Source organism: uncultured Microbacterium sp. (assembly GCF_947488465.1).
Classification (GTDB): Bacteria; Actinomycetota; Actinomycetes; order Actinomycetales; family Microbacteriaceae; genus Microbacterium.
Map to the genome: position 1 here is coordinate 778,483 of NZ_CANKZA010000001.1, position 22,809 is coordinate 801,291.

General features: G+C 66.5%; 25 protein-coding genes. 17 read left to right on the forward strand and 8 right to left on the reverse strand.

Annotated features, from left to right (window positions below; genetic code table 11):
- Genes dnaG through dusB form a run of 3 tightly spaced genes read right to left on the reverse strand, consistent with a single transcriptional unit; the run spans position 1 to position 4,440 of the window.
- Complete coding sequence (gene dnaG / locus Q0653_RS03750; RefSeq protein ID WP_298942670.1) at positions 1-1,857, reverse strand: DNA primase; 1,857 nt, start codon at positions 1,855-1,857, stop codon at positions 1-3.
- The gene (locus tag Q0653_RS03755; protein WP_298942672.1) at positions 1,857-3,278 is read right to left on the reverse strand and encodes a deoxyguanosinetriphosphate triphosphohydrolase; all 1,422 of its coding nucleotides are present in this window, start codon (positions 3,276-3,278) and stop codon (positions 1,857-1,859) included. The genes dnaG and Q0653_RS03755 overlap by 1 nt, the downstream gene beginning before the upstream one ends.
- Positions 3,268-4,440, reverse strand: a complete 1,173-nt coding sequence (dusB, locus tag Q0653_RS03760; RefSeq protein ID WP_298942675.1) for a tRNA dihydrouridine synthase DusB — start codon at positions 4,438-4,440, stop codon at positions 3,268-3,270. The genes Q0653_RS03755 and dusB overlap by 11 nt, the downstream gene beginning before the upstream one ends.
- A 62-nt stretch (positions 4,441-4,502) precedes the next feature.
- Between dusB and Q0653_RS03765 the strand changes: the two genes are divergently transcribed.
- On the forward strand, positions 4,503-5,006 hold the full coding sequence (locus tag Q0653_RS03765) for a glutathione peroxidase (protein WP_298742615.1): 504 nt from the start codon (positions 4,503-4,505) through the stop codon (positions 5,004-5,006).
- Here Q0653_RS03765 and Q0653_RS03770 read toward each other — a convergent pair whose 3' ends face one another.
- Positions 5,007-5,681 carry a DsbA family oxidoreductase gene (locus tag Q0653_RS03770; protein WP_298942678.1) on the reverse strand — a complete coding sequence of 225 codons (675 nt, stop codon included), beginning with the start codon at positions 5,679-5,681 and terminating at the stop codon, positions 5,007-5,009.
- Here Q0653_RS03770 and Q0653_RS03775 point away from each other — a divergent pair.
- The 14 genes from Q0653_RS03775 to Q0653_RS03840 all read left to right on the forward strand — a co-directional run bounded on the left by Q0653_RS03775 (position 5,669) and on the right by Q0653_RS03840 (position 14,150).
- Complete coding sequence (locus Q0653_RS03775) at positions 5,669-7,279, forward strand: recombinase family protein (protein ID WP_298942680.1); 1,611 nt, start codon at positions 5,669-5,671, stop codon at positions 7,277-7,279. The genes Q0653_RS03770 and Q0653_RS03775 overlap by 13 nt on opposite strands.
- Before the next feature lie 98 nt (positions 7,280-7,377).
- On the forward strand, positions 7,378-7,758 hold the full coding sequence (locus Q0653_RS03780) for a hypothetical protein (RefSeq protein ID WP_298942683.1): 381 nt from the start codon (positions 7,378-7,380) through the stop codon (positions 7,756-7,758).
- Entirely contained in the window at positions 7,755-8,000 is a 246-nt protein-coding gene (locus Q0653_RS03785; protein WP_298942685.1) for a hypothetical protein, read from the forward strand. Before Q0653_RS03780 ends, Q0653_RS03785 begins: the two co-directional genes overlap by 4 nt.
- Before the next feature lie 488 nt (positions 8,001-8,488).
- Positions 8,489-8,815 carry a hypothetical protein gene (locus Q0653_RS03790; protein WP_298942687.1) on the forward strand — a complete coding sequence of 109 codons (327 nt, stop codon included), beginning with the start codon at positions 8,489-8,491 and terminating at the stop codon, positions 8,813-8,815.
- Positions 8,812-9,159, forward strand: coding sequence for a hypothetical protein (locus tag Q0653_RS03795; protein WP_298942689.1), 348 nt, complete (start codon positions 8,812-8,814; stop codon positions 9,157-9,159). Before Q0653_RS03790 ends, Q0653_RS03795 begins: the two co-directional genes overlap by 4 nt.
- Entirely contained in the window at positions 9,152-10,579 is a 1,428-nt protein-coding gene (locus Q0653_RS03800) for a phage/plasmid primase, P4 family (RefSeq protein ID WP_298942691.1), read from the forward strand. The genes Q0653_RS03795 and Q0653_RS03800 overlap by 8 nt, the downstream gene beginning before the upstream one ends.
- 287 nt (positions 10,580-10,866) lie before the next feature.
- Positions 10,867-11,142, forward strand: a complete 276-nt coding sequence (locus Q0653_RS03805; RefSeq protein WP_298942693.1) for a WhiB family transcriptional regulator — start codon at positions 10,867-10,869, stop codon at positions 11,140-11,142.
- Positions 11,135-11,275: a hypothetical protein gene (locus tag Q0653_RS03810; protein WP_298942695.1), complete on the forward strand. Its 141-nt coding sequence runs from the start codon at positions 11,135-11,137 to the stop codon at positions 11,273-11,275. Before Q0653_RS03805 ends, Q0653_RS03810 begins: the two co-directional genes overlap by 8 nt.
- A 74-nt stretch (positions 11,276-11,349) precedes the next feature.
- Positions 11,350-11,604 carry a hypothetical protein gene (locus Q0653_RS03815; protein ID WP_298942697.1) on the forward strand — a complete coding sequence of 85 codons (255 nt, stop codon included), beginning with the start codon at positions 11,350-11,352 and terminating at the stop codon, positions 11,602-11,604.
- Entirely contained in the window at positions 11,601-11,891 is a 291-nt protein-coding gene (locus Q0653_RS03820; RefSeq protein WP_298942699.1) for a hypothetical protein, read from the forward strand. Before Q0653_RS03815 ends, Q0653_RS03820 begins: the two co-directional genes overlap by 4 nt.
- Positions 11,884-12,210, forward strand: a complete 327-nt coding sequence (locus Q0653_RS03825; protein WP_298942701.1) for a hypothetical protein — start codon at positions 11,884-11,886, stop codon at positions 12,208-12,210. The genes Q0653_RS03820 and Q0653_RS03825 overlap by 8 nt, the downstream gene beginning before the upstream one ends.
- Positions 12,207-12,674 (forward strand): hypothetical protein, encoded by a 468-nt coding sequence (locus Q0653_RS03830; RefSeq protein WP_298942703.1) that lies wholly within the window; start codon positions 12,207-12,209, stop codon positions 12,672-12,674. Before Q0653_RS03825 ends, Q0653_RS03830 begins: the two co-directional genes overlap by 4 nt.
- A 151-nt stretch (positions 12,675-12,825) precedes the next feature.
- The gene (locus Q0653_RS03835; RefSeq protein ID WP_298942705.1) at positions 12,826-13,671 is read left to right on the forward strand and encodes a phage major capsid protein; all 846 of its coding nucleotides are present in this window, start codon (positions 12,826-12,828) and stop codon (positions 13,669-13,671) included.
- Between the two features lie 59 nt (positions 13,672-13,730).
- Complete coding sequence (locus Q0653_RS03840; protein WP_298942707.1) at positions 13,731-14,150, forward strand: hypothetical protein; 420 nt, start codon at positions 13,731-13,733, stop codon at positions 14,148-14,150.
- 178 nt (positions 14,151-14,328) lie between these two features.
- On the opposite strand, the gene Q0653_RS03845 is transcribed toward Q0653_RS03840, so the two are convergent.
- A complete protein-coding gene (locus Q0653_RS03845) occupies positions 14,329-15,150 on the reverse strand; it encodes an isoprenyl transferase (protein ID WP_298742613.1) in 822 nt (273 codons plus the stop codon).
- The gene (gene recO / locus Q0653_RS03850) at positions 15,147-15,875 is read right to left on the reverse strand and encodes a DNA repair protein RecO (RefSeq protein WP_298742612.1); all 729 of its coding nucleotides are present in this window, start codon (positions 15,873-15,875) and stop codon (positions 15,147-15,149) included. The genes Q0653_RS03845 and recO overlap by 4 nt, the downstream gene beginning before the upstream one ends.
- A gap of 36 nt (positions 15,876-15,911) precedes the next feature.
- Between recO and Q0653_RS03855 the strand changes: the two genes are divergently transcribed.
- A complete protein-coding gene (locus Q0653_RS03855) occupies positions 15,912-16,598 on the forward strand; it encodes a TRIC cation channel family protein (RefSeq protein WP_298742611.1) in 687 nt (228 codons plus the stop codon).
- A 126-nt stretch (positions 16,599-16,724) separates the two neighbouring features.
- Here Q0653_RS03855 and leuA read toward each other — a convergent pair whose 3' ends face one another.
- A complete protein-coding gene (gene leuA / locus Q0653_RS03860) occupies positions 16,725-18,482 on the reverse strand; it encodes a 2-isopropylmalate synthase (RefSeq protein ID WP_298742610.1) in 1,758 nt (585 codons plus the stop codon).
- 184 nt (positions 18,483-18,666) lie between these two features.
- Between leuA and Q0653_RS03865 the strand changes: the two genes are divergently transcribed.
- Positions 18,667-19,296 carry a hypothetical protein gene (locus Q0653_RS03865; protein ID WP_298942710.1) on the forward strand — a complete coding sequence of 210 codons (630 nt, stop codon included), beginning with the start codon at positions 18,667-18,669 and terminating at the stop codon, positions 19,294-19,296.
- A 4-nt stretch (positions 19,297-19,300) separates the two neighbouring features.
- On the opposite strand, the gene Q0653_RS03870 is transcribed toward Q0653_RS03865, so the two are convergent.
- Positions 19,301-22,672, reverse strand: a complete 3,372-nt coding sequence (locus Q0653_RS03870) for a DEAD/DEAH box helicase family protein (RefSeq protein WP_298942713.1) — start codon at positions 22,670-22,672, stop codon at positions 19,301-19,303.
- Positions 22,673-22,809: the final 137 nt, after the last annotated feature.

Consider the following 22,809-nt stretch of genomic DNA (forward strand, 5'->3'; position numbering starts at 1 on the left):
CTACTTCTCTTCGCTGAGGCTCCGGCGGCGCTGGTCGAGCTCGCGCAGGGCGACCCGCACCCGGCGCCCCTCTTCCGAATCCGGCGGTACTCGCTGGATGGCGCCGAGGAGGTCGAGCTTTTCGCGGTCGACGGCGCGCACCCGCAGTCGCAGGCACAGCGACCGCGCAGAGGCTTCCGCCTCAGCTTCGGTCAGGGCGGGGAAAGCGGCCGTCAACAACTCGACGGCGAGCGATCGGAACGGCTCGCGAGTGGCCTCGACGGCGGTTGATGCCCACCCGATGCGGGTGCGATCGGGGTGCGCGGCGATCGAGAGACGGACGGCATCCAGCGCCGGGTGCGACATGGGCACGGCGAGAGCGGCATCCGTCTCGGCTGCATCGAGCAGATGCCCGTACTGGAGCACCCCCATGAGCGCGTCGCGCTCGAGTGCCACATCCGCCGTCCGCGGGAGCGACGCGATCGTGACGCGCGTGAGGGCAGGCGTCTCCTCGCCGGGTGCCGCGGCGGGCATGTCGGCCGGCGCATCGGATGCCGCGCGCGCCGCGCGGGTGGCGCGTTCGACGGCCGGACGAACTTCACCGATGTCCATGCCGAGCTTCCGGGCCAGTACCCGCGTGTACCCGGGCCGCAGTGCGGGATCGCGGATGTCGGCGACGATCGGGGCGGCGGCGCGCAGGGCTCCCACCCGCCCTTCCACCGTGGCGAGGTCGTACCCCGAGAGGCGCTGGTCCATCACGAACTCGAACATCGGCGCCTTGTTCTCCATGATAGCCCGGACCGCAGCATCGCCACGGTGCAGACGCAGATCGCAGGGATCGAGGCCGTCCGGGCCGACGGCGACGTAGGTCTGTGCGGCGAATCGCTTCTCGTCGCCGAACGCGCGCAGCGCCGCCTTCTGGCCGGCGGCATCCGGGTCGAACGTGAAGATCACTTCACCGGACGCCGTGTCATCGCCCATGACGCGGCGGAGCACCGTGATGTGATCGGAGCCGAATGCCGTCCCACAGCTCGCGATCGCGGTCGTGATGCCGGCCAAGTGGCAGGCCATCACATCGGTGTACCCCTCGACGACCACGACGCGGTGCGAACGCGAAATGTCCTTCTTCGCGAGATCGAGGCCGTACAGCACCTGCGCCTTCTTGTAGATCGGCGTCTCGGGGGTGTTGAGGTATTTCGGGCCCTGGTCGTCGTCGTAGAGCTTGCGTGCGCCGAATCCGATCGTCTGACCCGTGACGTCACGGATCGGCCAGACGAGCCGGCCACGGAAACGGTCGTATACCCCCCGCTGCCCCTGCGACAGAAGCCCCGCTGTTGTCAGTTCCTCATCGGTGAAGCCCTGCGCCTTCATGGCGTCGCGGACGCCGTTCCAGCCTTTCGGCGCGTAACCGACACCGAAATGCGCGGCCGCACCCGCATCGAAACCCCGCTCGCCGAGGAAGCGGCGCGCGGCATCGGCCTCCGGTGAGGACAATTGGCCCCGGAACCACTCCGCGGCGGCGGAGTTGGCCTGGTAGAGCCGCGTCCGCCCACTGGTCTCCGGCGCTGCTCCCCCGTCTTCGTAATGCAGGGCGAATCCGATGCGCCCCGCGAGGCGCTCGACCGCTTCGGTGAAGGAGACGTGATCCATCGCCCGGAGGAACGAGTACACATCGCCGGATTCACCGCATCCGAAGCAGTGGTAGTAGCCGACCTGTGGGCGCACATGGAAGCTGGGGCTGCGCTCATCGTGGAACGGGCAGAGGCCCTTCATCGACCCGACGCCCGCCGATTTCAGGGCGACGCGCTCCCCCACGATGTCGGCGATGTTCGTGCGCGCCTTGACCTCGTCGACGTCGGCCTGGCGGATGCGGGCCATCAGTGTCCCTCGACCGCGGGCGACGCGCCCGCACTGGTGACCATGTCGTGACCCAAGCCTTCGATCGGCTCGGGAAGGGCGAACGCGTGGGAGGCCGTGACGCGCGTATCCGAGGACCACAGTCCGAGCTCACGAAGGTCGACGGGGCCGACGAGCCGCGCGTGCCACTCGATCGCAAAGCGGTCGGTGAGACTGGCGACCTGGTCGACGACGACGCGGCGGCGCGCAGAATCCGTCGGAGCGGCAACGAAGTCCTCCGCGTGCAACCCGTCGAGCTCTTCCGGCCGTTCCCACAGGGCTGTCGCCAGGCGCTTGAGCACCCGCCGCTGCTCCTTGTAGAGGCCCTTGCGCCCATCGATCGAGACGACGAATGCCCCGATGACGCCCTTGAGGACCGCCATTTCCACTTCGATGACGCGCGGGATGATCATGCGGCCGCCGAAGCGGGTGAGCACCGGAGTGGCGTAGTGCTCGCGCGTGGCGGTCGTCGCGGCGCGCGCGAAGCGTCCGATGAGGTCGCTCGTCAGGTTCTTCAGACGGGCCACCGCCGCGCGCGATCCGTCGAACTCGGTGATCCACTCCGGCAACCGGGTCAGGCGATAGAGCGCATCGCCGAGGTCGTCGCGCGAGAACCCGTAGCCGACCCAGGACTGGATCGCGGTGAGCAGGGCCTCGCGTTCACGCGCGTCGGACAGGCGGCGGGGATCGAGATAGCCGTTGAGGATCGCGTCCTCGAAATCGTGCACCGAGTAGGCGATGTCATCGGAGAGGTCCATGACCTCGGCTTCGATGCAGCGCAGGCGCCCCGGCGCGCCCTCGCGCATCCAGCGGAACACCGCCTCGTCCTCCGGGTATACACCGAACTTCTGGCGCCCGCCCGGGTCGGGAATCGCGTGCTCTACCGTCCACGGGTACTTGCAGGTCGCGTCGAGACTCGCGCGGGTGAGGTTGAGCCCGACGCTGCGACCTTCGCTGTCGATGACCTTCGGCTCAAGGCGCGAGAGGATGCGAAGCGACTGTGCGTTGCCCTCGAAACCGCCGATGTCTTCGGCCCAGTCGTTGAGCGCGCGCTCGCCGTTGTGACCGAACGGCGGGTGCCCGAGGTCGTGGCTCAGGCAGGCGGTGTCGACGACGTCGGGCGAGAGTTCGAGCGCGATGGCGAGCTCACGACCGACCTGGGCGACCTCGAGCGAATGGGTCAGGCGATTGCGGGCGAAGTCGGCGGGACTCGCGGGGCTCAGCACCTGCGTCTTCGCCGCCAGTCGGCGCAATGCCGCCGAGTGCAGCACACGCGCGCGGTCCCGCGCGAAGCCGTCACGCCGCGAGCGGTGCTGTTCGGGATGGAAGCGTGCGGCGTCGCGCTCGTCGTAGCCGGAGGGCCGGCCCGCGGAGATCCCGACGCCGCCCGCGTCAGCCGCCACTGGAATCCAGTTCGGCGTCGGCGATGGCGGACGACTCGGCGGCGTTGAGCTCGCGCGACTCCAGCCAGCGGTCCGGGAGAGCCGGCCGCTTGGGCGTGCCGGCACGTCCGCGCTGACCTTCGGCAGCGGCGCCGGGGTAGGGCGCGTCGAGATCGAGCGTCGCGAGCAGATCGTCGATCTCAGCGAGAGTGGATGCCGTCGCAAGGTCTGCCCGCGTCTCCCCTCCGACCGGATAGCCCTTGAAATACCAGGCGACGTGCTTGCGGATGTCACGGCATCCGCGGCCTTCGTCTTCGAAGAACTCCACGAGAAGTTCGGCGTGGCGACGGAACGCATGGGCGACGAACCCGAGGGTCGCATCGACCGGCGCACCGTGCGCGGCCTGCGGACCCCCGAGGGCCCGCGCGAGATCGCCGAACAGCCACGGACGTCCGAGGCATCCGCGCCCGACGACGACACCGTCGCAGCCGGTCTCGGCCATCATGCGCTCCGCGTCGGCGGCCGACCAGATGTCGCCGTTGCCGAGCACGGGGATGCCGGTGACCGCGTGCTTGAGCGTCGCGATCGCCTCCCAATCCGCCGTCCCAGAGTAGAACTCGGCCGCCGTTCGCGCGTGGAGGGCCACGGCGGCGACGCCGGCATCTTCGGCGATGCGGCCGGCATCCAGATACGTGAGGTGGTCGGCGTCGATGCCCTTGCGCATCTTGACCGTCAGGGGGATGTGCTCGGCGGCGCGAGCAGCGCGCGTGACGATCTCGCGGAACAGACCGAGCTTCCACGGAAGAGCAGCGCCGCCCCCTTTGCGGGTCACTTTCGGAACCGGGCAGCCGAAGTTCAGATCGATGTGATCGGCGTGGTCCTCTTCGACGAGAATGCGCACCGCCGCCTCGGTCGTGGCAGGGTCCACCCCGTACAACTGGATCGAGCGCGGCGTCTCGGACTCGTGATGACGGATGAGGCGGCGTGTCGTGGCATTGCCCTCGACGAGCGCGCGCGTCGTGATCATCTCGCTGACGTAGAGCCCCGCCCCGTACTCACGACACAGCCGGCGGAAAGCGGTGTTCGTGATGCCGGCCATGGGTGCCAGCACGACGGGCGCGTCGAGCGTGATCGGACCGATCCTCAAAGGAGCGGCCGGTGCAGGAGCGAGAGTGGTGGACATCCTCTCCATTCTCCCAGAGAAGACCGGGCCCGTCGCGCCGGTGCGGGCATATCGTGGAGAACATGCCTGAGACACCGACTGTGGATATCCGTGACATCGCGTTCCAGACCGCGGAGGGTAGCGAGCAGACGCTCGGCGCCTTCGGCGACAAGGCGATCCTGGTGGTCAATGTCGCCTCGAAATGCGGCCTGGCACCGCAGTACGAGCAGCTCGAGCAGCTGCAGCGCACGTACGGCGACCGAGGCCTGCAGGTCGTCGGATTTCCGTGCAACCAGTTCATGGGACAGGAACCGGGCTCGATGGAGGAGATCCTCGAGTACTGCTCGATGACCTGGGGCGTGAGCTTCCCCGTGATGGACAAGGTCCGCGTCAACGGGTCGAGTGCGGCGCCGCTCTACAAGGCATTGAAGAAGGCCAAGAACGCCGAGGGCGCCCGCGGCCCGATCATGTGGAACTTCGAGAAGTTCCTCGTCACCCCGTCCGGTGACGTGCACCGGTTCCGCCCGCAGACGAAGCCCGACGCCCCCGAGGTCGTGGCGGCGATCGAAGCGAGCCTGCCCGCCTGATCAGGCTTGCTGGCGCTCCGACCACACCTGCCGGGTGATCTGGGCGAAGGCGTCGGCGGGCTGTGCTCCGCTGACGCCGTACTTGCCGTCGATCACGAAGAACGGCACACCCTGGATGCCGTAGGACTGCGCCTGCGCCTGATCTGCGCGGACGTCCGCGAGATGCCGACCGGATTCGAGCGCCTCGCGCGCAGCATCCGCGTCGAGACCAGCCTCGGCGGCCAACGCGACGAGGTCGTCGACGCGGCCGACGTGACGACCCTCGGTGAAGTACGCGGCCATCAGGCGCTCGGCCATCGCGTGCTGCGCGCCCTGTGCCTTGGCGAAGTGCAGCAGCTCGTGCGCCTTGACCGTATTGGTGTGCTGGAGCAGGTCGAAACGGTACTCGAGGCCCGACCCGGCAGCGACACCGGTGACGTTGTTCAGCATCTCCTGCACCTGCTCACGCGGCATGCCCTTGTGTCCGGCGAGGAAATCGAGTTCATCGCCGTCGAAGTCGACCGGGGTATCCGGCGAGAGCTCATACGAGTGGTACGTCACCTCCACCTGCGGAGCATCGGCGTCGTCGGCGACGACCGCGAGCCCGTTCTCCAGGTTGCGCTTCCCGATGTAGCACCAGGGGCACGCAATATCACTCCACACGTCGATGCTAATTTTGTCGCGTGTCCCAGTCATGTGCGATCTACTCTCGTATCTCCGCCGACCCTGAAGGTAAGGCGATCGGTGTTGCGAACCAGGAAGCAACCGCCCGCCGCGTGGCTGAGCGTAACGGCCTCACTGTTGTCGCTGTCTACACGGATAACGATTCTTCGGCGTCGTCTAATTCCCGAAAGGTCCGCCCGCAGTTCGACGCGATGCTCGCTGCAGCCGACCGTGGCGAGTTCCAAGCCGTCGTTGCCTACTCGATGTCGCGCCTCACCCGACGTCCCGCCGAGTGGGAAACGCTGATCGACCTTGCCCGCCGCACGGGTATCGAGTTCTTCTACAACGTGAGCCCCCGCTATGACCTGAATACTGCCGATGGGAGGGCGACGGCGCGAACGGTGGCCGCGTGGGATGCTGCCGAGGCTGAGCGGACCAGTGAACGGCGTGCGCAGGGCAATGCGGCGAAGATCAAGAAGGGCTACCCGCTCGGTAGGCCGCGGGTGTTTGGCTTTGAACCGGATGGGATCACGCCGCGCGAGAGCGAAGCGGCAATCATCCGCGCCGCATACGACTCGATCATCGACGGCGCCACGGTCCACGCGATCACACGCGCATGGAACAACGCGGGAAGTCGGACAACGCGAGTGATGGGTGGCAAGAAGGCCGAAGAGGCGGAGGCTTTGCGACAGGCCGCGATCAGCAGGGGCCAGACGATCCCGTGGCACTGGGAACCCGTAGCGATCGGTGGCAAATGGTCTGTGGTCGCTGTCCGAAACACGCTTCTGCGCGAGCGCAACGCGGGCATCCTTGTGGCGAACGGTGAACGACAACCGGAATCGAAGATCACCGCGCTGGTGCCTATCGACACCTGGGAGACTGCGCGCGCGATCCTCACGACGTCGCGCCCGCAGCGGCAGGGTCGCGTGAGCGCTGATCGCTACCTCTCTGGTATCGCCGAATGCAGTTGTGGTCAGTCGATGGTGGTGGGCGCGTCCTGGTCCAAAGGCGTCTACTCCCCCGCCTATGTGTGCCGAGAGATCGCCCGAGCGGCACGCACTCCCGGCACCAAGACCCCGCCCGGACACGCTCGGATAAAGGCGGAGATCGCTGAGGCGGCGATTCCGCATGAAGTTGTCATGGCGCTCGCTCAGCGATCCCCTGCCGGGGGATCGACACCTGAGCGGAGAGCGCTTGTGGCTCAGCGTGCTGATCTTGCACAGCAGGCGGACCGCGCCAAAGCGCTCTACGCCGAGTTTGGAGGCGCCGAAGACATCGCGAGAGCACGCCGGCTAAAAGCCGAGCATGACGCGCTGAGCGAGCGGATCGATTCTCTCGCCGCGGATTCCGGGCACGCTCCACTTGTCGCCGCCGCGCGGGCCGTGCTCGAACGCGTGGATGCCGCGATCGAAGGCGTATTGTCCGACGCCCTCGCCGATGCAGAGTTTCAGTCCCGGCTAAGTGCTTTCGTCGGCGCTCAGGAAGCATTTGAGGCGCATTGGAAGGGTCTGGCCGCTGAGGACAGAAAGAACCTCGTGCGCGCGACTCTCGCGGTCGTGCGGATCAATCCGGCCAAGTCTGACCGGCCACGGCTCGAGACTGTGCCACGCGCTCTGTCGGAACCCAGATGAAGACTTCCCAGCATCGTGCTGGATGAAGAATGCCCCCGTCGAGATTGCAGCTCGGCGAGGGCGAAGACCCGAACACCCAACAAGGAGAACAGATCAACATGAAGACTACGCCCACCCGCAAGTACGCCGACTACACGACCCGGATCGGCGCTGACGGCACATTCACGAGCTTCGTCGAGGAGTACCCCGAAGGCTGGGCAAAGTTCTACTACCGCATCTACCGCGTCCCCTCACGCAAGGAGTTCGTCCTCCGCATGGCCGCGGACGCCAACACTCGGGAGCGAACTCACGCCGAGAAGGTCCTCGCGCAGATGCCATCCGGCGCCTGGGCGAAGTTCGACCCCAACAGCTGGTTCAAACACCGCGCGCAAGAGGGCTACTGGTACTGGAAACTGATCGGCGGCGATAACCTCGACGACCCGTTCATGCAGCTGGAACTCGAGATGATGATCGACCTCAGCGCGGAGGTCACCCGATGACCGTCGTCGACTCCCGCTTCTCGGGCGGACCAATCATCATCGACCACGCTGTCGACTGGCTCGACTCGACCCGTCGACTCGTCACGTTCGACGCTCCCGGCTTCGGGACCGGGTTGTTCCCCCACGAGGCGCGTGAGCTCGCCCAAGCCCTCCTCGACGCCGCTACGGATGCCGAGAAGCGCACCGTCCGTCTGCGCCGTCCACGGGCCGTAGACGAACACCTGCAAGTACTTGACGACTGAATCCAGCCAGAGGGACGCAACGAATGGAGAACCCCATGCAGAACGTTTTCATCTATTGCGATGACAAGTCGCACGCTCGCCGCGTGGCAGTCACGAACTTCCGATTGACGCCGATGGGCTGGGATGAGCGGGTATCGAGCAGAGCACAGTTGAAGCCGAGCGCGGGCTACACCTTGCACGGCGACACGGTGGACGCTGACGGCTGGGCGCTGGAAGAGGATTTACCGGCTGCACCTATGCGAGTCAACTTTGACCTTGTGTGTAGGAAGTGCCGTCGACCGTGGACACTGACCCAGGCGAAGCTATATTCGGCACTCGACGTCGTGAATGAAAGCGGCGTGTCGGAACTTTCGCTAGTGACACTTGCTAGTATCGTACGTAAGCAATCAGAGCGCTAAGCGCTCCGAGAACCCCGAGCCGCAGCAGGGCTAACTCCGGCAGCAAGCGCCTTCATGGGCGGGAGATTTCTCCACCCATGGAGGCATTCCTTGTCTACCCGTACACCTTCCCCATCAATCGCTAGTGCACGCGGGCGGATCGGCGGGCTTGTTCGCGATCGTCGCGCCGATGACCCTGAACTGATCGACGCTCGCCGCGATCTCGCCGCTGAGAAGATCGCCGCGTACATCGCGCGTGTTGTCGCTGAGGCTCCCCCGCTGACCGACACGCAGCGCTCTCGGCTTGCCGCGCTGCTCACTGCCGCGTCACCCGCTCCCCCGCGAACCGTCCGCCGTCCGGTGACGGTCGATGAGGCTCTGGCCGATGCGCCGGATCACGTCGCGCTCGTGTCTACTCCGGGCGGTGACGACCAGTGACCCAAAACGAAACGCCCCGCGGGAACGGGGCGATCGATGATCTGGCTGACGGGCTGATCGCTCCCAATTCTGCCACCGTCGCGACCGGGATGCGCGAAGAACGCTTGCGTGAATGGTCCCGCGGATTCAATGCGGCATGGGACTACCTCGCCCCGATGCTTGACCGTGCTGAGCGCGCCGCCGATCACTGGCATTTCGTCGCCAACAATCCCGCCGAAGCACAAGCCGCACGAGAGGCCAATCTCAAAGCGTTCGACATCGTTCTCGCACGCAAGCAAATGGGCCAGAAGTGGGCCGAGCTTGACCGGATCGCCGCCGAGCGAGCGGAGGCCGCGCGTGCCTGAAAACCTCTACGACGACGTGCCATTCGGCGTCACGGACCCCGACACCTTCGGCACCAGCACTCCGGCCACGAGGTCGGGTGAACAACACTCCGGCCAGGTCCGCATGGCCTACCGGCTCGCTCAGTCCCACAATCACCGGCTGCTGTACGTGCACGGTCTGGGCTGGCACTACTGGGACGGGAAGCGATGGGCCGAAGATCACGCGGGCCGCGCCCGTCGCGCCGTGCTGGAAGTCCTCGCGGATGCGCTCGCCGAAAGCGTAGGTGACAAGCAATTGCGGATGGACGTTTCCAAGTGCGAATCAGCGGCGGGCATCGAGGGTGTCCTCGGGATTGCGTCATCGCTTCTCGAGTTCGCGGCGACGGTGGAGATGCTGGACGCGGACCCGTACCTACTCAACTGCGCTAACGGCACCCTCGACCTCCGAACACGTGCTCTACGGCCTCACCTGCCCGCTGACCGCCTCACACGCATGGCAACGGGCGCGTACACAGAAACTGCCGATACGGGCGTCTGGGAGGCGTTTTTGAGTCAGGTGCTCCCCGACGACGCCGAACGCGCCTACCTGCAGCGGGTGATGGGTCAAGCCGTCTACGGGCGGGTACGGGAACACCTGTTCCCCGTCCTCATCGGAACCGGCGCCAACGGCAAAGGCACCGCGTACGGCGCCATCGTCCACGCGCTCGGCGACTACGCCACCGTCATCGACCCCAACATGCTCATGCAACGTGAGCGCGGCGGCATCGGCGGCCCCGAGATGATGCAGCTGCTCGGCGCCAGGCTTGTCGTCGGATCGGAAACCGAAGAGGGCCGCAAGCTCGATGAGGCGACGATGAAACGCCTCACCGGTGGCGACAAGCTCACCGCGCGGAACCTTTATCAGCCCCCGGTGACGTGGTGGCCGTCGCATCAACTCGTGTACGTCACGAACGCGCTACCCATGGTCAAGGGCAACGATCCCGCCGTGTGGCGTCGCATTCGTGTCGTTCCGTTCGATGTCGTCATTCCGCCCGCCGAACGTGACCCCGAGCTCGTGGAACGTCTGCAACTGCACGCCGATGCGGTCCTGTCGTGGGTTGTCGCCGGCCATTTCGACTACGAGGACAACGGCGGGATGCGTGAACCCGATTCCGTCGTCCACGCGACCGGCGAATATCAGGCCGACTCCGACGCCGTGGCCCGGTTCATCGATGAGCGTTGCACGACCGAGCGCGGATCATCCGCGACCAGCCGCCAACTGTTCGCCGCATGGCAAGGGTGGCAGATCGCCAACGGCACCGAACGCCTCACCGAGAAGGCTTTCGGCGCTGAGCTTGACCGACTCCGCTACCCCGCACGAAAGACCAAGTTCGGGATGCTCCGGGACGGCATCGGACTGCTCATCGAAGCCCCCGAAACCGAGCCGGGTGAAGGGTGGTGAAGGGTTTATGCAAACTCTACGCGTACGCACGCATAAGGAAAGTTGTCTACAACCCTTCACCACCCTTCACCTCCCGCGGAATCACGCGGAAATCGGGAGGTAACCGGTGAACGTGAACCGCTGCATTCGCGACTACGAACACGCATTCGACGCCGTTTCCGGTTGGTGCTGGCGGTGCGGTAAGACCCGAGCCGATGGGCGCCGTATCGGACGCCTCACAGACCGCTGGCCGCACACCGATCTGTCTGCCGTCGTAGACATCACCGAGCCCCGCAGAGGAACCGACCATGCCTAAGACCTCAGAGCCCAAAGGCACTACCGAGTTCGCCGCGCTCAGCGATGCGCTCGAAACGTACCGGCCACCCTGCCACGCAGACGACCGTTACACCGCCGACGACCTCACCCCGTCCACCCTCGCCGAGCTGCAAGCCGGATGCGACCTCTGCCACATCCGCACACTCTGCGCCGCATACGCACGCGCAGCACGACCCAAGATCGGCGTCTGGGCAGGCAAGCACTACCGACCCACCACACACCGCACGAAAGGAAACACCCATGACTGACACACCTACCGAGATCGTCATTCACACGCCCGCGGAGAAAGCCAGCGCCTGGGCATGGCTCGCCCTCAACGGCGGATACACCGTCTACCTCGGCCCCGACGGGAAGCTCCACGCACTCCCCCTCAACGTCTGAGCGCGCATTAGACCCAGCGACCGACCCAGCAAACACCACCGGCACACCGTAGGCCGCACGAAAGGAAAACGAACATGACTGACGACACACCCATGGCAACCCTGCAACGGCTCGGCCTCCAGCCCGGTTCATGGGCCACCCAACCCGGCACCTGCACGATCCGCGACGGTCGCCCCGTCTGGGATCTGCACGTCTCATGGGTCAACTCGGCCACGATCCGCGATCTCGCCTTCCTCCTCACGGAGAACTGGGACGTCAAGATCGCGCAATCAACGCGCGGACTGCGCATCAGGATCAACCGACCCAACACGACAGAGAGCACATCATGACCACCACAGAGCGCACATTCACCCAGACCGAAGTGGATGAGATCGTACGTAAGCGACTCGCGCAGCAAGCCCGCAACAGCCCCGACGCTGAGGCTCGGGCACGCACCTGGGAGACACGCGCAACCGAGCACCAGACGGATGCCGACACCTGGCGGCGAGAGTCCCGGAAATGGGAGGTACGCGCGAAACAGAACCTTGCCGTGATCCGCGCGCACGAGGACACCATCGCCCGATTCATCGACAAGCTCGACGACGTTCTCAGCGATGAGGCGCAGCCCGATGAGTGACGACATGGAAGACATGCGCGCTTTCGTCCGGCACCTGTTCGGCGGACCTCACCCACCGCGCGACATCGTGCCCGGTGAAGGACTCACCCGCGATGCGCTTCTCGAGCAGAACGCTGCTGCAGGGACCACCCGCACCGTGTTCATCCCCGGCACCGTGATGGAGGACGTCGACGGCGCCCCCATCGGGATCACCGAGGGCCGCTACGAAACGGTCATCGTCGGCGCGTCCGTCGTCACCGAAGCTCAAGTCACCGCCGCGGGCCTCACCTCCGACGATCTCCCCAACCTCCACATCACCGAACGAAAGGACAAGCCATGAGCGACACCACCACCACAGAGATCAACACCGAAGACCAGACCAACATCGAGACACCCGGTGACAACCCCGGCAGGGAGGCCGCAAAGTATCGGCGCCAGTTGCGGGACGTCGAAGCGGAACGTGACACCCTCGGCGCCACGCTCACCGACGCGAGAAACGCGATCCTCAAAGCCACCCTCACCGGGTACAGCGTCCAGGTAGACACCGGCAAGGGATACCAGAGCACCGTGACCCTCGCACCCACCGCGATCGATGACCTCGCTCTCGACCATGCGGAACTGTTCGAAGGCGCCACGATCAACACCACCCGGCTCGCCGAGATCATCACCGAGCTCGGCACCACCCGCCCGCACCTTTTCGGCCACGGCCCCCGCGCAGGAATCGCACGCCGAGAAGGGAACACCGCGACACCCTCACCCAGACGCGACGGATGGGCCGAAGCATTCGCCCCTGACGGCGCGTAGAATGGTGCGTGAGCCGGGTGGACACCCGAGGTGAAAGCACCGGCTCACGCAACCCCAGGAGGGGCGCACGGTAGGCCAGGAGCCGCCGCGCAGGAACATTCATATTCCTTCGTAGGCGGCTTTTCGTTTGCCGCCAGAAAGGAGAGCCGCCATGGCCTCCATTACCACCACCGACAGCGCCGCATCCTGGCGCCCCGACATCGCCGCTTTCGCACCCAGCGACGTCATCCCCGACGCGATCATCCTCAGCGCGGCGACCGTCGCCGGATCGATCGAAGGTGACGCGCCCATGCTCCGCGTCCCCTACGTCGACGACGACACCGCCGCGTTCATCGCGGAAGGCGACGAGATCCCCGAAGGTGACCCCGACCTGTCCGAAGTGCTCGTGGCAACCGCGAAGATCAGCCAGCTGCTCCGCCTCTCGCGTGAACAGTTCGAGCAGGAAGGGACCGCGCAGGAGCTCGGCGACAGTGTGCGCCGTGCGATCGTGAAGAAGGCGAACATCGCTTTCCTCACCCAGCCGGCCCCGACCAGCCCTGCAGTGACTCCGCCCGCAGGTCTGCTCAACGTCGCCGGGATCGTCAACGGCGGCGCAGTCGCCACGCACCTCGACGCGCTGATCGACGTCATCGCGACCCTGGAAAGCAACGGCGGCGCACCCACCGGAATCATCCTCGACCCGGTGGCATGGGCACGACTCCGCAAGTTCAAGACCGGCACCGGCTCCGCAGCATCCCTGCTCGGCGCGGGCACCATGGACAGCACCCGCATGCTGCTCGACCTGCCCGTCACCGTCACTCCGGCCCTCGCAGCCGGAACCGGGCTCATCGTGGACAGCGCCGCAACCGTCGCCGCAGCCGGACAGGTCCAGGTGGCACAGTCCACCGACGCCTACTTCTCCAGCGACAGCATCGCCCTCCGCGCCACCTGGCGCATCGGCTGGAACCTGGTCCGCCCCAACCGGCTCGCCAAGTTCACAGTCACCGCCCCCGCGTGACACACCGCGGGCGCGGTAGCTAACCCCTGCCGCGCCCGCACCCAACCCGGAAGGCCACCATGACCGTCACCCCCGACAGCATCGCCCTCGCGCTCGGACAACCCGAACCCGACGCGACCACCGCCGAGCAATGGCAGATGTGGATCAACGACGCGATCTTGCTCATCGAAGCGCGCGCCGAACTACTCCACCGCCCCATTCACCAGATCAGCGAAGCACCATTCGACTACGCAGTACGCGAAGCCGTAACAGCACACATCAAACACCCCGACGACAGCACACAAGTAACCGTGTCAGTCGACGACGCCACCACCTCACGCAGCTACAGCACCTCACAAGGCCGCGTCACCATCGCCCCCGAACACTGGGCACTCCTCGGACTCCAAGACGACAGTGGAGCATTCACAATCGACACCACCACTGCAACCCACCACGACCCCGTGAAAGCCTTCCTCACCGCCACCGATAGCGTCTGGTGACACCCAGGGCAGGGACCCCCCACCCCCACGCAGGAAACCCCTCCGGGGTCAGGCCGTCTCTGTCTCTACCTTTTTTTTCCACGTCGGCGCAGGGCTTGGACAAGTCAGAATTGACTAATCCACACGTCGATCTTGATGGCATCCGTCACGACAGGGGTAACGAGCGCAGGTGGCGGATCTATTCCCCGGTGGGGGTGTCGACCGCACCGCCGAACCGCCGGTCGCGCCGAAGGTACGTCTCGATCGCGCCCCACAGGTCGGTGCGCGAGAAGTCGGGCCAGAGCGTATCGAGGAAGACCATCTCGGCGTAGGCCGACTCCCACAGCAGGAAGTTCGAGGTGCGCTGTTCTCCGGAGGACCTGAGGAACAGGTCGACGTCGGGCATGTCCGGGATGTAGAGATGGCGTCGGATCGTCTTCTCGGTGATCGCCGAGGGCTTCAGGCGCCCGGCGGCGATGTCTTCGCCGATCCGCCGCATCGCGTCGACGAGCTCGATTCGGCCGCCGTAGTTGATGCACATCGTCAGCGTCAGCGTGTCGTTGTCCGCCGTCAGCTGCTCGGCGAACTGCAGTTCCTTGATGACGGAGCCCCAGAGCCTGGGCTTGCGCCCCGCCCAGCGGATCCGCACGCCCCACTCATTGAGCTGGTCACGTCGCCGGTGCAGCACATCGCGGTTGTAGCCCATCAGAAAGCGGACTTCTTCCGGCGACCGGCTCCAGTTCTCGGTCGAGAACGCGTAGACGCTGAGGTGCTTCACGCCCGCTTGGATCGCACCAGCCACGACATCCAGCAGCACTTCCTCGCCCGCCCGGTGCCCTTCGATGCGGGTGAGACCGCGCCGGTTGGCCCAGCGACCGTTGCCGTCCATGACGATCGCGACGTGCTCGGGCACCCCGCCCTTCGGGAAGTCCGGCGGATGGATGCCGGTCCAATCGAGCGCGCGATACGGCACGGCGTCGCGGTGCGTGTACGGCTTCGGCGTGCGGCCGGGGAAGATCATCGGGCACCCTCCAGGTGCGACAACGAGCGGATGCCGCGTTCGAGGTGGAACTGCGCGTAGGCGGCGATGAGCCCCGACGCCGACGCGGCGGTGGGGTCCGACGCGGAATCCACGGCATCCCATTCCCCTGCGATGAGCGAGCGCAGCAGGTCTCCCGTCTCGGGGCGCAGGCGCGCGGAACCCGCCGGAGCGCAGTCTCGGCACACCGTGCCGCCGAGCTGGGCGACGAAGAAGTCGTGCGGGCCGACCTGGCCGCAGCGCGCGCAGTTCCCGAGCCCCGGAGCCCAGCCGGAGAGCGCCATCGCGCGGAGCAGGTAGGAGTCGAGGACGGAACGGGATGCGTGGGCGCCCTGCGCGAGGGCGCGGAGCCCTCCGACGAGCAGCAGGTACTGCTGCGGCGTCGACTCCGCCTCGTTGAGCCGGTCGGCCGTTTCGACCATCGCGTGTGCCGCGGTGTACCGGTCGTAGTGCACGGCGATCTCGGCGCCGTACGACCCGAGCGATTCGGCCTGCTGGATGACATCGAGCGAGCGCCCTTCGTAGAGCTGCACGTCGGCGACCATGAACGGCTCCAGGCGCGCACCGAACCGCGATGAGGTCCGGCGGACGCCCTTGGCAACGGCGCGGATCTTGCCGTGACGACGACTGAGCATCGTCACGATCCGATCCGCTTCCCCGAGTTTGTGGGTACGCAGGACCACGACTTCGTCGCGGTAAGTGGGCACGTAACGATTATCGCCGCCACCGGGGACAATGGATGCGTGACAGAGCCGCTCTTCGTGATCCCCCTGTGGGCCGACCTCATCGCCGTCGGTCTCGGCGGCGTGCAGGGCGCCCTGTTCGCCTCAGGATTCGTCGGCCAACGCCGCCTCGATCTCCTCGGCGTCACGATCATCGGCATCGTGATGGGGATGGGCGGTGGTCTCATCCGCGATCTGCTGTTGAACGTCTCACCCGTGACGCTCCAGAGCAACTGGTATCTCCTGACGGCGGTGGGGGCTGCGCTCACCGGCATGCTGCTGGCGAACGTGTTCCAGAAACTCAACCAGGTGATCGTCGCGCTCGATGCTCTCGTGATCGGCCTCTTCGGTGCGTTCGGCACGGCGAAGGCGCTCGCCATCGGGCTGCCGGAGGTGCCCGCCGTGTTCGTCGGGGTGTGCGCGGCGGTGGGTGGCGGCATCCTGCGTGACGTCTTCATGGGGCTGCCCGTCGCGATCATGCACGTCGGTTCGCTCTATGCGGTCGCCGCCGCTGCCGGTTGCGTCGTGCTCGCCGGCGCCCACGCCCTCGGTGCGCCGCTGGTCGCCGCCGCGATCGCCTGCATCGTGGTGACCACGGTCATCCGGCTGCTGGCCGTGATGTTCGACATCTCCCTGCCCGAGCAGCGCGCCCTCTACCGCCGCAAGGTCGCGGTGGAGACGTCCGCGATCCCGATCATCCGCCCCTGACCGCGCCCCGCCCCGGCGCGCCGACCATCCGCGAGACACCGACTGTGCACCGAGACACCCGCTGAAATCAGGGGTCTCGGTGCACAGCCGGTGTTTCGGCGCCGGAGCGGGGGCCGCGAGGCCGGGTCAGACCGTAGCGAGGGCGGAGTGCTCGCGCGTGCGGATCGCGCGGTTGACGCACGACACGATCGCCTTGAGGGATGCCGTCGAGATGTCGCCGTCGATCCCGACGCCCCAGAGGCGCTCGCCGTCGACCTGCAACTCGACGTAGGCCGCTGCCTGCGCATCACCGCCGGCGCTGAGCGTGTGCTCGACGTAGTCATAGAGCGAGATGTCGAACCCGCGCTCCTGCAACACGCTCAGGAATGCCGCAACCGGGCCGTTGCCGTGTCCGGATGCGGGAACCTGATCGTCGCCGTCGCGCAGCGTCACCTCGAGCGAGACGTCACCGGACATGTCGCTCTGCGTGCGCGTGGAGAGCAGCTCGAAGCGCCCCCACTTCTCATCCGCGGTGGATGCCGGCAGGTACTCGTCGGTGAAGATCGCCCAGATCTGATCGCTCGAAACCTCGCCGCCCTCGGCGTCGGTCTTGGCCTGCACGACGCCGGAGAACTCGATCTGCAGCTTTCGCGGCAGGTCGAGCGCGTGATCGCTCTTCAACAGATACGCGACACCGCCCTTGCCGGACTGGGAATTCACCCGGATGACCGCTTCATACGACCGGCCGAGGTCCTTCGGGTCGATCGGCAGGTACGGCACCGCCCACGGGATGTCGTCGACCGACACACCGCGCTCGTCGGCGGTGGCGGCCATCGCCTCGAAACCCTTCTTGATCGCGTCCTGGTGCGAGCCACTGAACGCGGTGAAGACCAGGTCACCCGCCCACGGGCTGCGCTCCGGCACCGGCAACTGGTTGCAGTACTCGGCGGTGCGCTTGACGTGGTCGATGTCGCCGAAATCGATCTGCGGGTCGACGCCCTGCGTCAGCAGGTTGATTCCCAGGGCGACGAGGTCGACGTTGCCCGTGCGCTCGCCGTTGCCGAACAGACATCCCTCGATGCGGTCGGCGCCGGCCATGTACCCGAGCTCCGCCGCAGCGATCGCGGTGCCGCGGTCATTGTGCGGGTGCAGCGACAAGATGACGTTCTCGCGGTGCGCGAGGCGGCGACTCATCCACTCGATCGAGTCGGCGTAGACGTTCGGCGTCGCCATCTCGACCGTCGCGGGCAGGTTGATGATCACCTTGCGCTCGGGGGTCGGCTCGAAGACCTCGATCACCTGGTTGCAGACGTCGAGCGCGAACTCGAGTTCGGTGCCGGTATACGACTCGGGCGAGTACTCGTAGAAGACCTTCGTCTCGGGGATGCGCTTCTCGAACTCACGGCACAGGCGCGCTCCCTCGAGCGCGATGTCGATGATGCCCTGACGGTCGGTGCGGAAGACGACCTCACGCTGCAGCACGCTCGTCGAGTTGTACAGGTGCACGATCGCCTGCTTCGCCCCGGCGATCGACTCGTATGTCCGCTCGATCAAGTGCTCGCGCGCCTGAGTGAGCACCTGAATCGTCACGTCGTCGGGGATCGCGCCGTCTTCGATCAGGTGGCGGACGAAATCGAAGTCGGTCTGGCTCGCGCTCGGGAACCCGACCTCGATCTCCTTGTAGCCCATGCCGACGAGCAGGTCGAACATGATGCGCTTGCGTTCGGGGCTCATCGGGTCGATGAGTGCCTGGTTGCCATCGCGGAGGTCCACGGCACACCAGCGGGGTGCCTGCGTGATGCGGTTGCCCGGCCAGGTGCGATCCGGCAGGTCGACCGTGATCTGCTCGTGGAACGGACGGTACTTGTGGATCGGCATGGCCGACGGCTTCTGGTGATTGTCCATGATGTGTCGCTTCTATCTTTCGTCTGGTCGTAGGGGCCAACGACGAAGCTCCGCGACGAGGGAGGCCCTAAACCGAGGTCTCGTCGCGGCGGCTAAGAAGGAGGGTGCCGCTGAAGCGCATGCAGACAGGGTACACCCCGCGTGTCCGGTGAGACGAAAGCCGGGGTATCGACACTGTGAAGGTATGACCCCTCGCCTCGTGTTTTCGATTTCCGTCGGACTCGTCCTCTCCGGAGCGTTGAGCGCGTGCGCGAGCGTTTCGGATGCCGCCCCTGCCGGCCAAGGCCGCACCGCCGCACTCGGGGCGATCGCTCCGGCTCTGCCCGAAGGCGAAGTCATCGGTCAAGGCACCGTGATCGATCAGGCGGGGAGCGCCGAGCTCTGCCTCGGCGGGGTCCAGGAGTCCTATCCCCCGCAGTGTGCCGGTGTGCCGCTGTCGGGCTGGACGTGGGATGGACTGCAGGGCACGGAGAGCTCGGGCGACGTGACCTGGGGTGCGTACGCCGTGCAGGGAACCTTCGACGGGTCGGGGATCACGGTGACTCAGCCGCCGATTCTTCTCGCGCTGTACGACCCGATGGCTGTGGAGGATCCCACCGGGGGCACCGCGGGCGTCGGAACCGAGGCCGAACTCGTCGCCATCCAGGACAGTCTGGTCGACCGCCTCGGCGCGGACTACCTCTCCTCGGGGCCGATGGACGGGCGGCTGTGGATCGACGTCGTCTGGGACGACGGCACGTATCAGACAGCCGCCGACGCGGAGTTCGGCGCGGACATGGTCATCGTCCGTTCGGCGTTGCGACCGGTCGGGTGAGGTTTCACGCCGTCGAGGAAATCGGGTCGGCAGACCGGTCGAGCAACGTGAGCCGGTCGAGGAGGTCGGTGATCTGCACCTCGGTGAAGAGAGCCTCCGGCCCCTCCGGGGCGATCCCACTGAACGGGTCTTCGTAGAGCCGCCGCGTGTCGAGGCGCCCTTCGACGGTGAGCTCGGTGACCACCAGGTCGACGAACGCCTGCTGATTGCGCGTGAATCCGGGCGCTGCGATGAAGTCGCCGACGAGCTCTTCGGCGGCCGAGCGTTCGAGGCCGACGATCGAGCGGATGAAGCGGCCGAGGCCGTGTGCTTCTTCGGCGCCCGCCGAGAGCGCAGCGGCATCCACCCCACCCGTTTCGACGAGGATGCGGTGGAGCTCGGCGAGGTCGGCCTCGGTCAGCGGCCGGCCGGTGCGGAGCTTGTGGAGCGCCACGACGTGGTCGTGCTCGCGGAGGAACGCGAGCAATTGCGCCCGGATCGCGCGCCGGTCGAGGCCGACCGAGACGCGCGCGAACTCGAGTTCGCGCCGCTCCTCCAGCGTGTCTTCAAAGTCGGTGTACACCGGCGCCTGGTGTCGCACATCGATGAGCGCCAGCAGGCTCCGCAGGCGAACGCGCACGTCTTCGAGTTGCGTAACGGATGCCGACGCCCACCACTCCGGGTCGGCGAGGGCGTCGAGCAGCCACCGCTGCGCTTCGACGACAGGCACGCCGCGCTGCTCGGCGACGAGGCCCGCCAACTGACGAAGGCGCGCAACGAGCGCGGGCGGCACGGCTTCTCCCGCGGCGCGTGATTGCTGCGCCGCGATGATCAGCAGGTCGAAGCGCTTCGCCGCCTCATCGGTGTCGATATCGGCTGCCGAGGGCAGGGCCGCGAGCTCGTCGACGGCGGCGTGGTCTTCGGGCGTGAATGCGCGACGCCAGGCTTCCGCATCGGCGAACCGATCGACCGCCCGCAGGTGACGGCGCACGAGGAAATTGTCGCGGTTCATCCCGGCGACCCGCGCGTGGAGCCACGTGATGAGCGATTCGCGGAGCTCCACATCCGACTCGCCGAGCAGGCCCAGCAACGCGAATCGCTCCGATACGAGCCGCTCGCTCACGCCGCGCGGGCGGGTGGTAGATACCTCGGGCACCTCTTGGTTGAAGTATTCGATGTTGCCGCACACGTCGAAGACCATGAACTCGGACTTGTCGCGCCCGGGGCCGAACAGGTCGGGGCGCAGGCGGGTGCCGCGGCCGATCATCTGCCAGTACTTCGTCTGCGAGTGCACGGGCTTGAAGAAGACGAGGTTCACGACGTCGGGGACGTCGATGCCGGTGTCGAGCATGTCGACCGAGATCGCGAGGTGCGGGTCGGCTTCGGGCGTCGAGAACGTGCCGATCAGGTGGTGGGCGTACGGGCCCGAATGATGCGTGATGATCCTCGCGAAGTGCCCGCGAAGGTGCGGATAGTTGTCGTTGAACCGTTTCTCGATGAACTCGGCGTGGGCCTGACTCTTCGCGAAGAGGATCGTCTTGCCGAGGCGGTCTCCCCCAGCGACGCGGATGCCGTGCTCCATCAGCACCTCGAGCACCTTGTCAACCGTGTCGGCGTTGAAGAGCCAGCGGTTCATGGCCGCGGCATCCACTTCGTCGGGGATCTCGCCACCCTCCCACTCGAGGGCGTCCCATTCTTCTTGCTCGGCGGGGCTGAGCTGGTCGTAACGGATGCCGCGTCGAATGAACCCGAGATCAATCGGCCACGCGACCGGAGGGACGAGGTAGCCGCCCGCAATCGCGTCATCGAGCTCGAACGCCTCTGTGGGGACTCCGTCCTCCAGCTCGAAGAGGCGATAGGTGTTGTGATCGACCTCGGCGCGCGGTGTCGCGGTGAGACCGACGAGATGAGCGTCGAAGTAGTCGAAGATCTCGCCATACCGGTGATAGATCGACCGGTGGGCCTCATCGACCACGATGAGGTCGAAGTAGCCAGGGCCGAATCGCCGACGGTCGTCTTCGCCCGCATCGATGAGGCCCATGATGGTCTGGTACGTCGAGACGTAGACGCGGCCGTCGGTGGTCTTGTCCTCGACGAGGTTGACCGGCGCGCTATCGGGCAGGTGCGTCTTGAAGGCGCCGACCGCTTGCGTGACGAGGGCCGTACGATCGGCGAGGAACAGTACCCGCTTGATCCAGTTGGCCCGCTGCAGCACATCGACGAGCGAGATGACCGTGCGGGTCTTGCCGGTGCCGGTGGCCATCACGAGCAACGCACGACGACGCCCGTCCGCGAAGGCGTCGGTCACCGCGCGGATCGCCGCAAGCTGGTAGGGGCGCGCGGCGATGCTGCGGTCGATCGCCACGGTGGAAAACGGCTTGAGCGACGTCCGCCGTTGAATCGCGAGAACGAGCTGGTCCTTTGTGGGGAACCCGGAGATGCGGCGCGGGGCAGAGCGCCGGTCATCCCAGATCCAGTGCTCGTACCCGTTGGTGTAGAAGATGATCGGGCGCTGCCCGGTTGCGGCCTCGAGCGCATCGGCGTAGAGGCTCGCCTGCGTGCGTCCTTCCTTCGCGCTCGCGCGGGTGCGCTTGGCTTCGACGACCGCGAGCGGCTTACCGTCATCACCCCAGAGGACGTAGTCGACTCGTCCCGTTCCCGATGCGCTGGGGATGCCGGAGACCGGCCACTCCCGGTCTCGCGCATCGGTGAGCGGCCATCCCGCCTCGGCGAGCAGAATGTCGATCAGTTCGGTGCGTGTCTCGGCTTCGGTCGCGGTTGCCGGGTCGATCGTGCCCGCGTGGGTGATCGTGTTGGCCGCTTTGTTGCTGGCGAGTTCGGCGCGGAGCGCCTCCAGCTCGGCGCGAAGGGCGGCATCCTGCTCGCGCGCCTGGATGAGCTCCGCGTCGCGCCGCTCAAGTTTCTCCTGGGCCTTGGCCAGTTGCTCGCGCGTGCGAGTGATCACGAGCGCAGGAGCGGGAGGGACGGCGTTCCAGTCGAAAGCGGGTGGCTCGGCGGTGCCGGGATCACCGTAGGTGAAGTCCATCCACAGAAAGACGACGTGCAGCCCCTCGAGCGCGGTGCGTGCGGTCGCGTGCGAGACGTCCTCGTCGCGGTGGACCGCGCGATTGCCGATACGGCGGATCACCTCGAGCCGAGCACTGAGTGCCTTGCCCACGACCTCGATGAAGTCGTGGTCTTCGATCAGTCGGGCGAAGTTCGCATCGTAGGGGCGGGTCAGCCTCTCCACGTCGTAGATGTACTGCGTGAAGAGTTCCGCCGCTCGCCGGGTCTGTGCGGCAGCGGTCCGCGGATCGGCCTTGATGTACTCCTCGGCACGACGCGCTGCATCCCACAGCTGCGGCCACCGCTCCTTCGCGAAGTCGAAGTTCCCCACGCCTGACGCCGTCTTCCCACCCAGTGGCAAGGCCGGCCCCTGCCCGTTCTCCCGATGCTAGCGAACCCTGCCGACTCGCCCGGACGGCAGGCGGAATGCGGCGTTTTCACCGATCAAGCGGCACTTAGCGACCCATT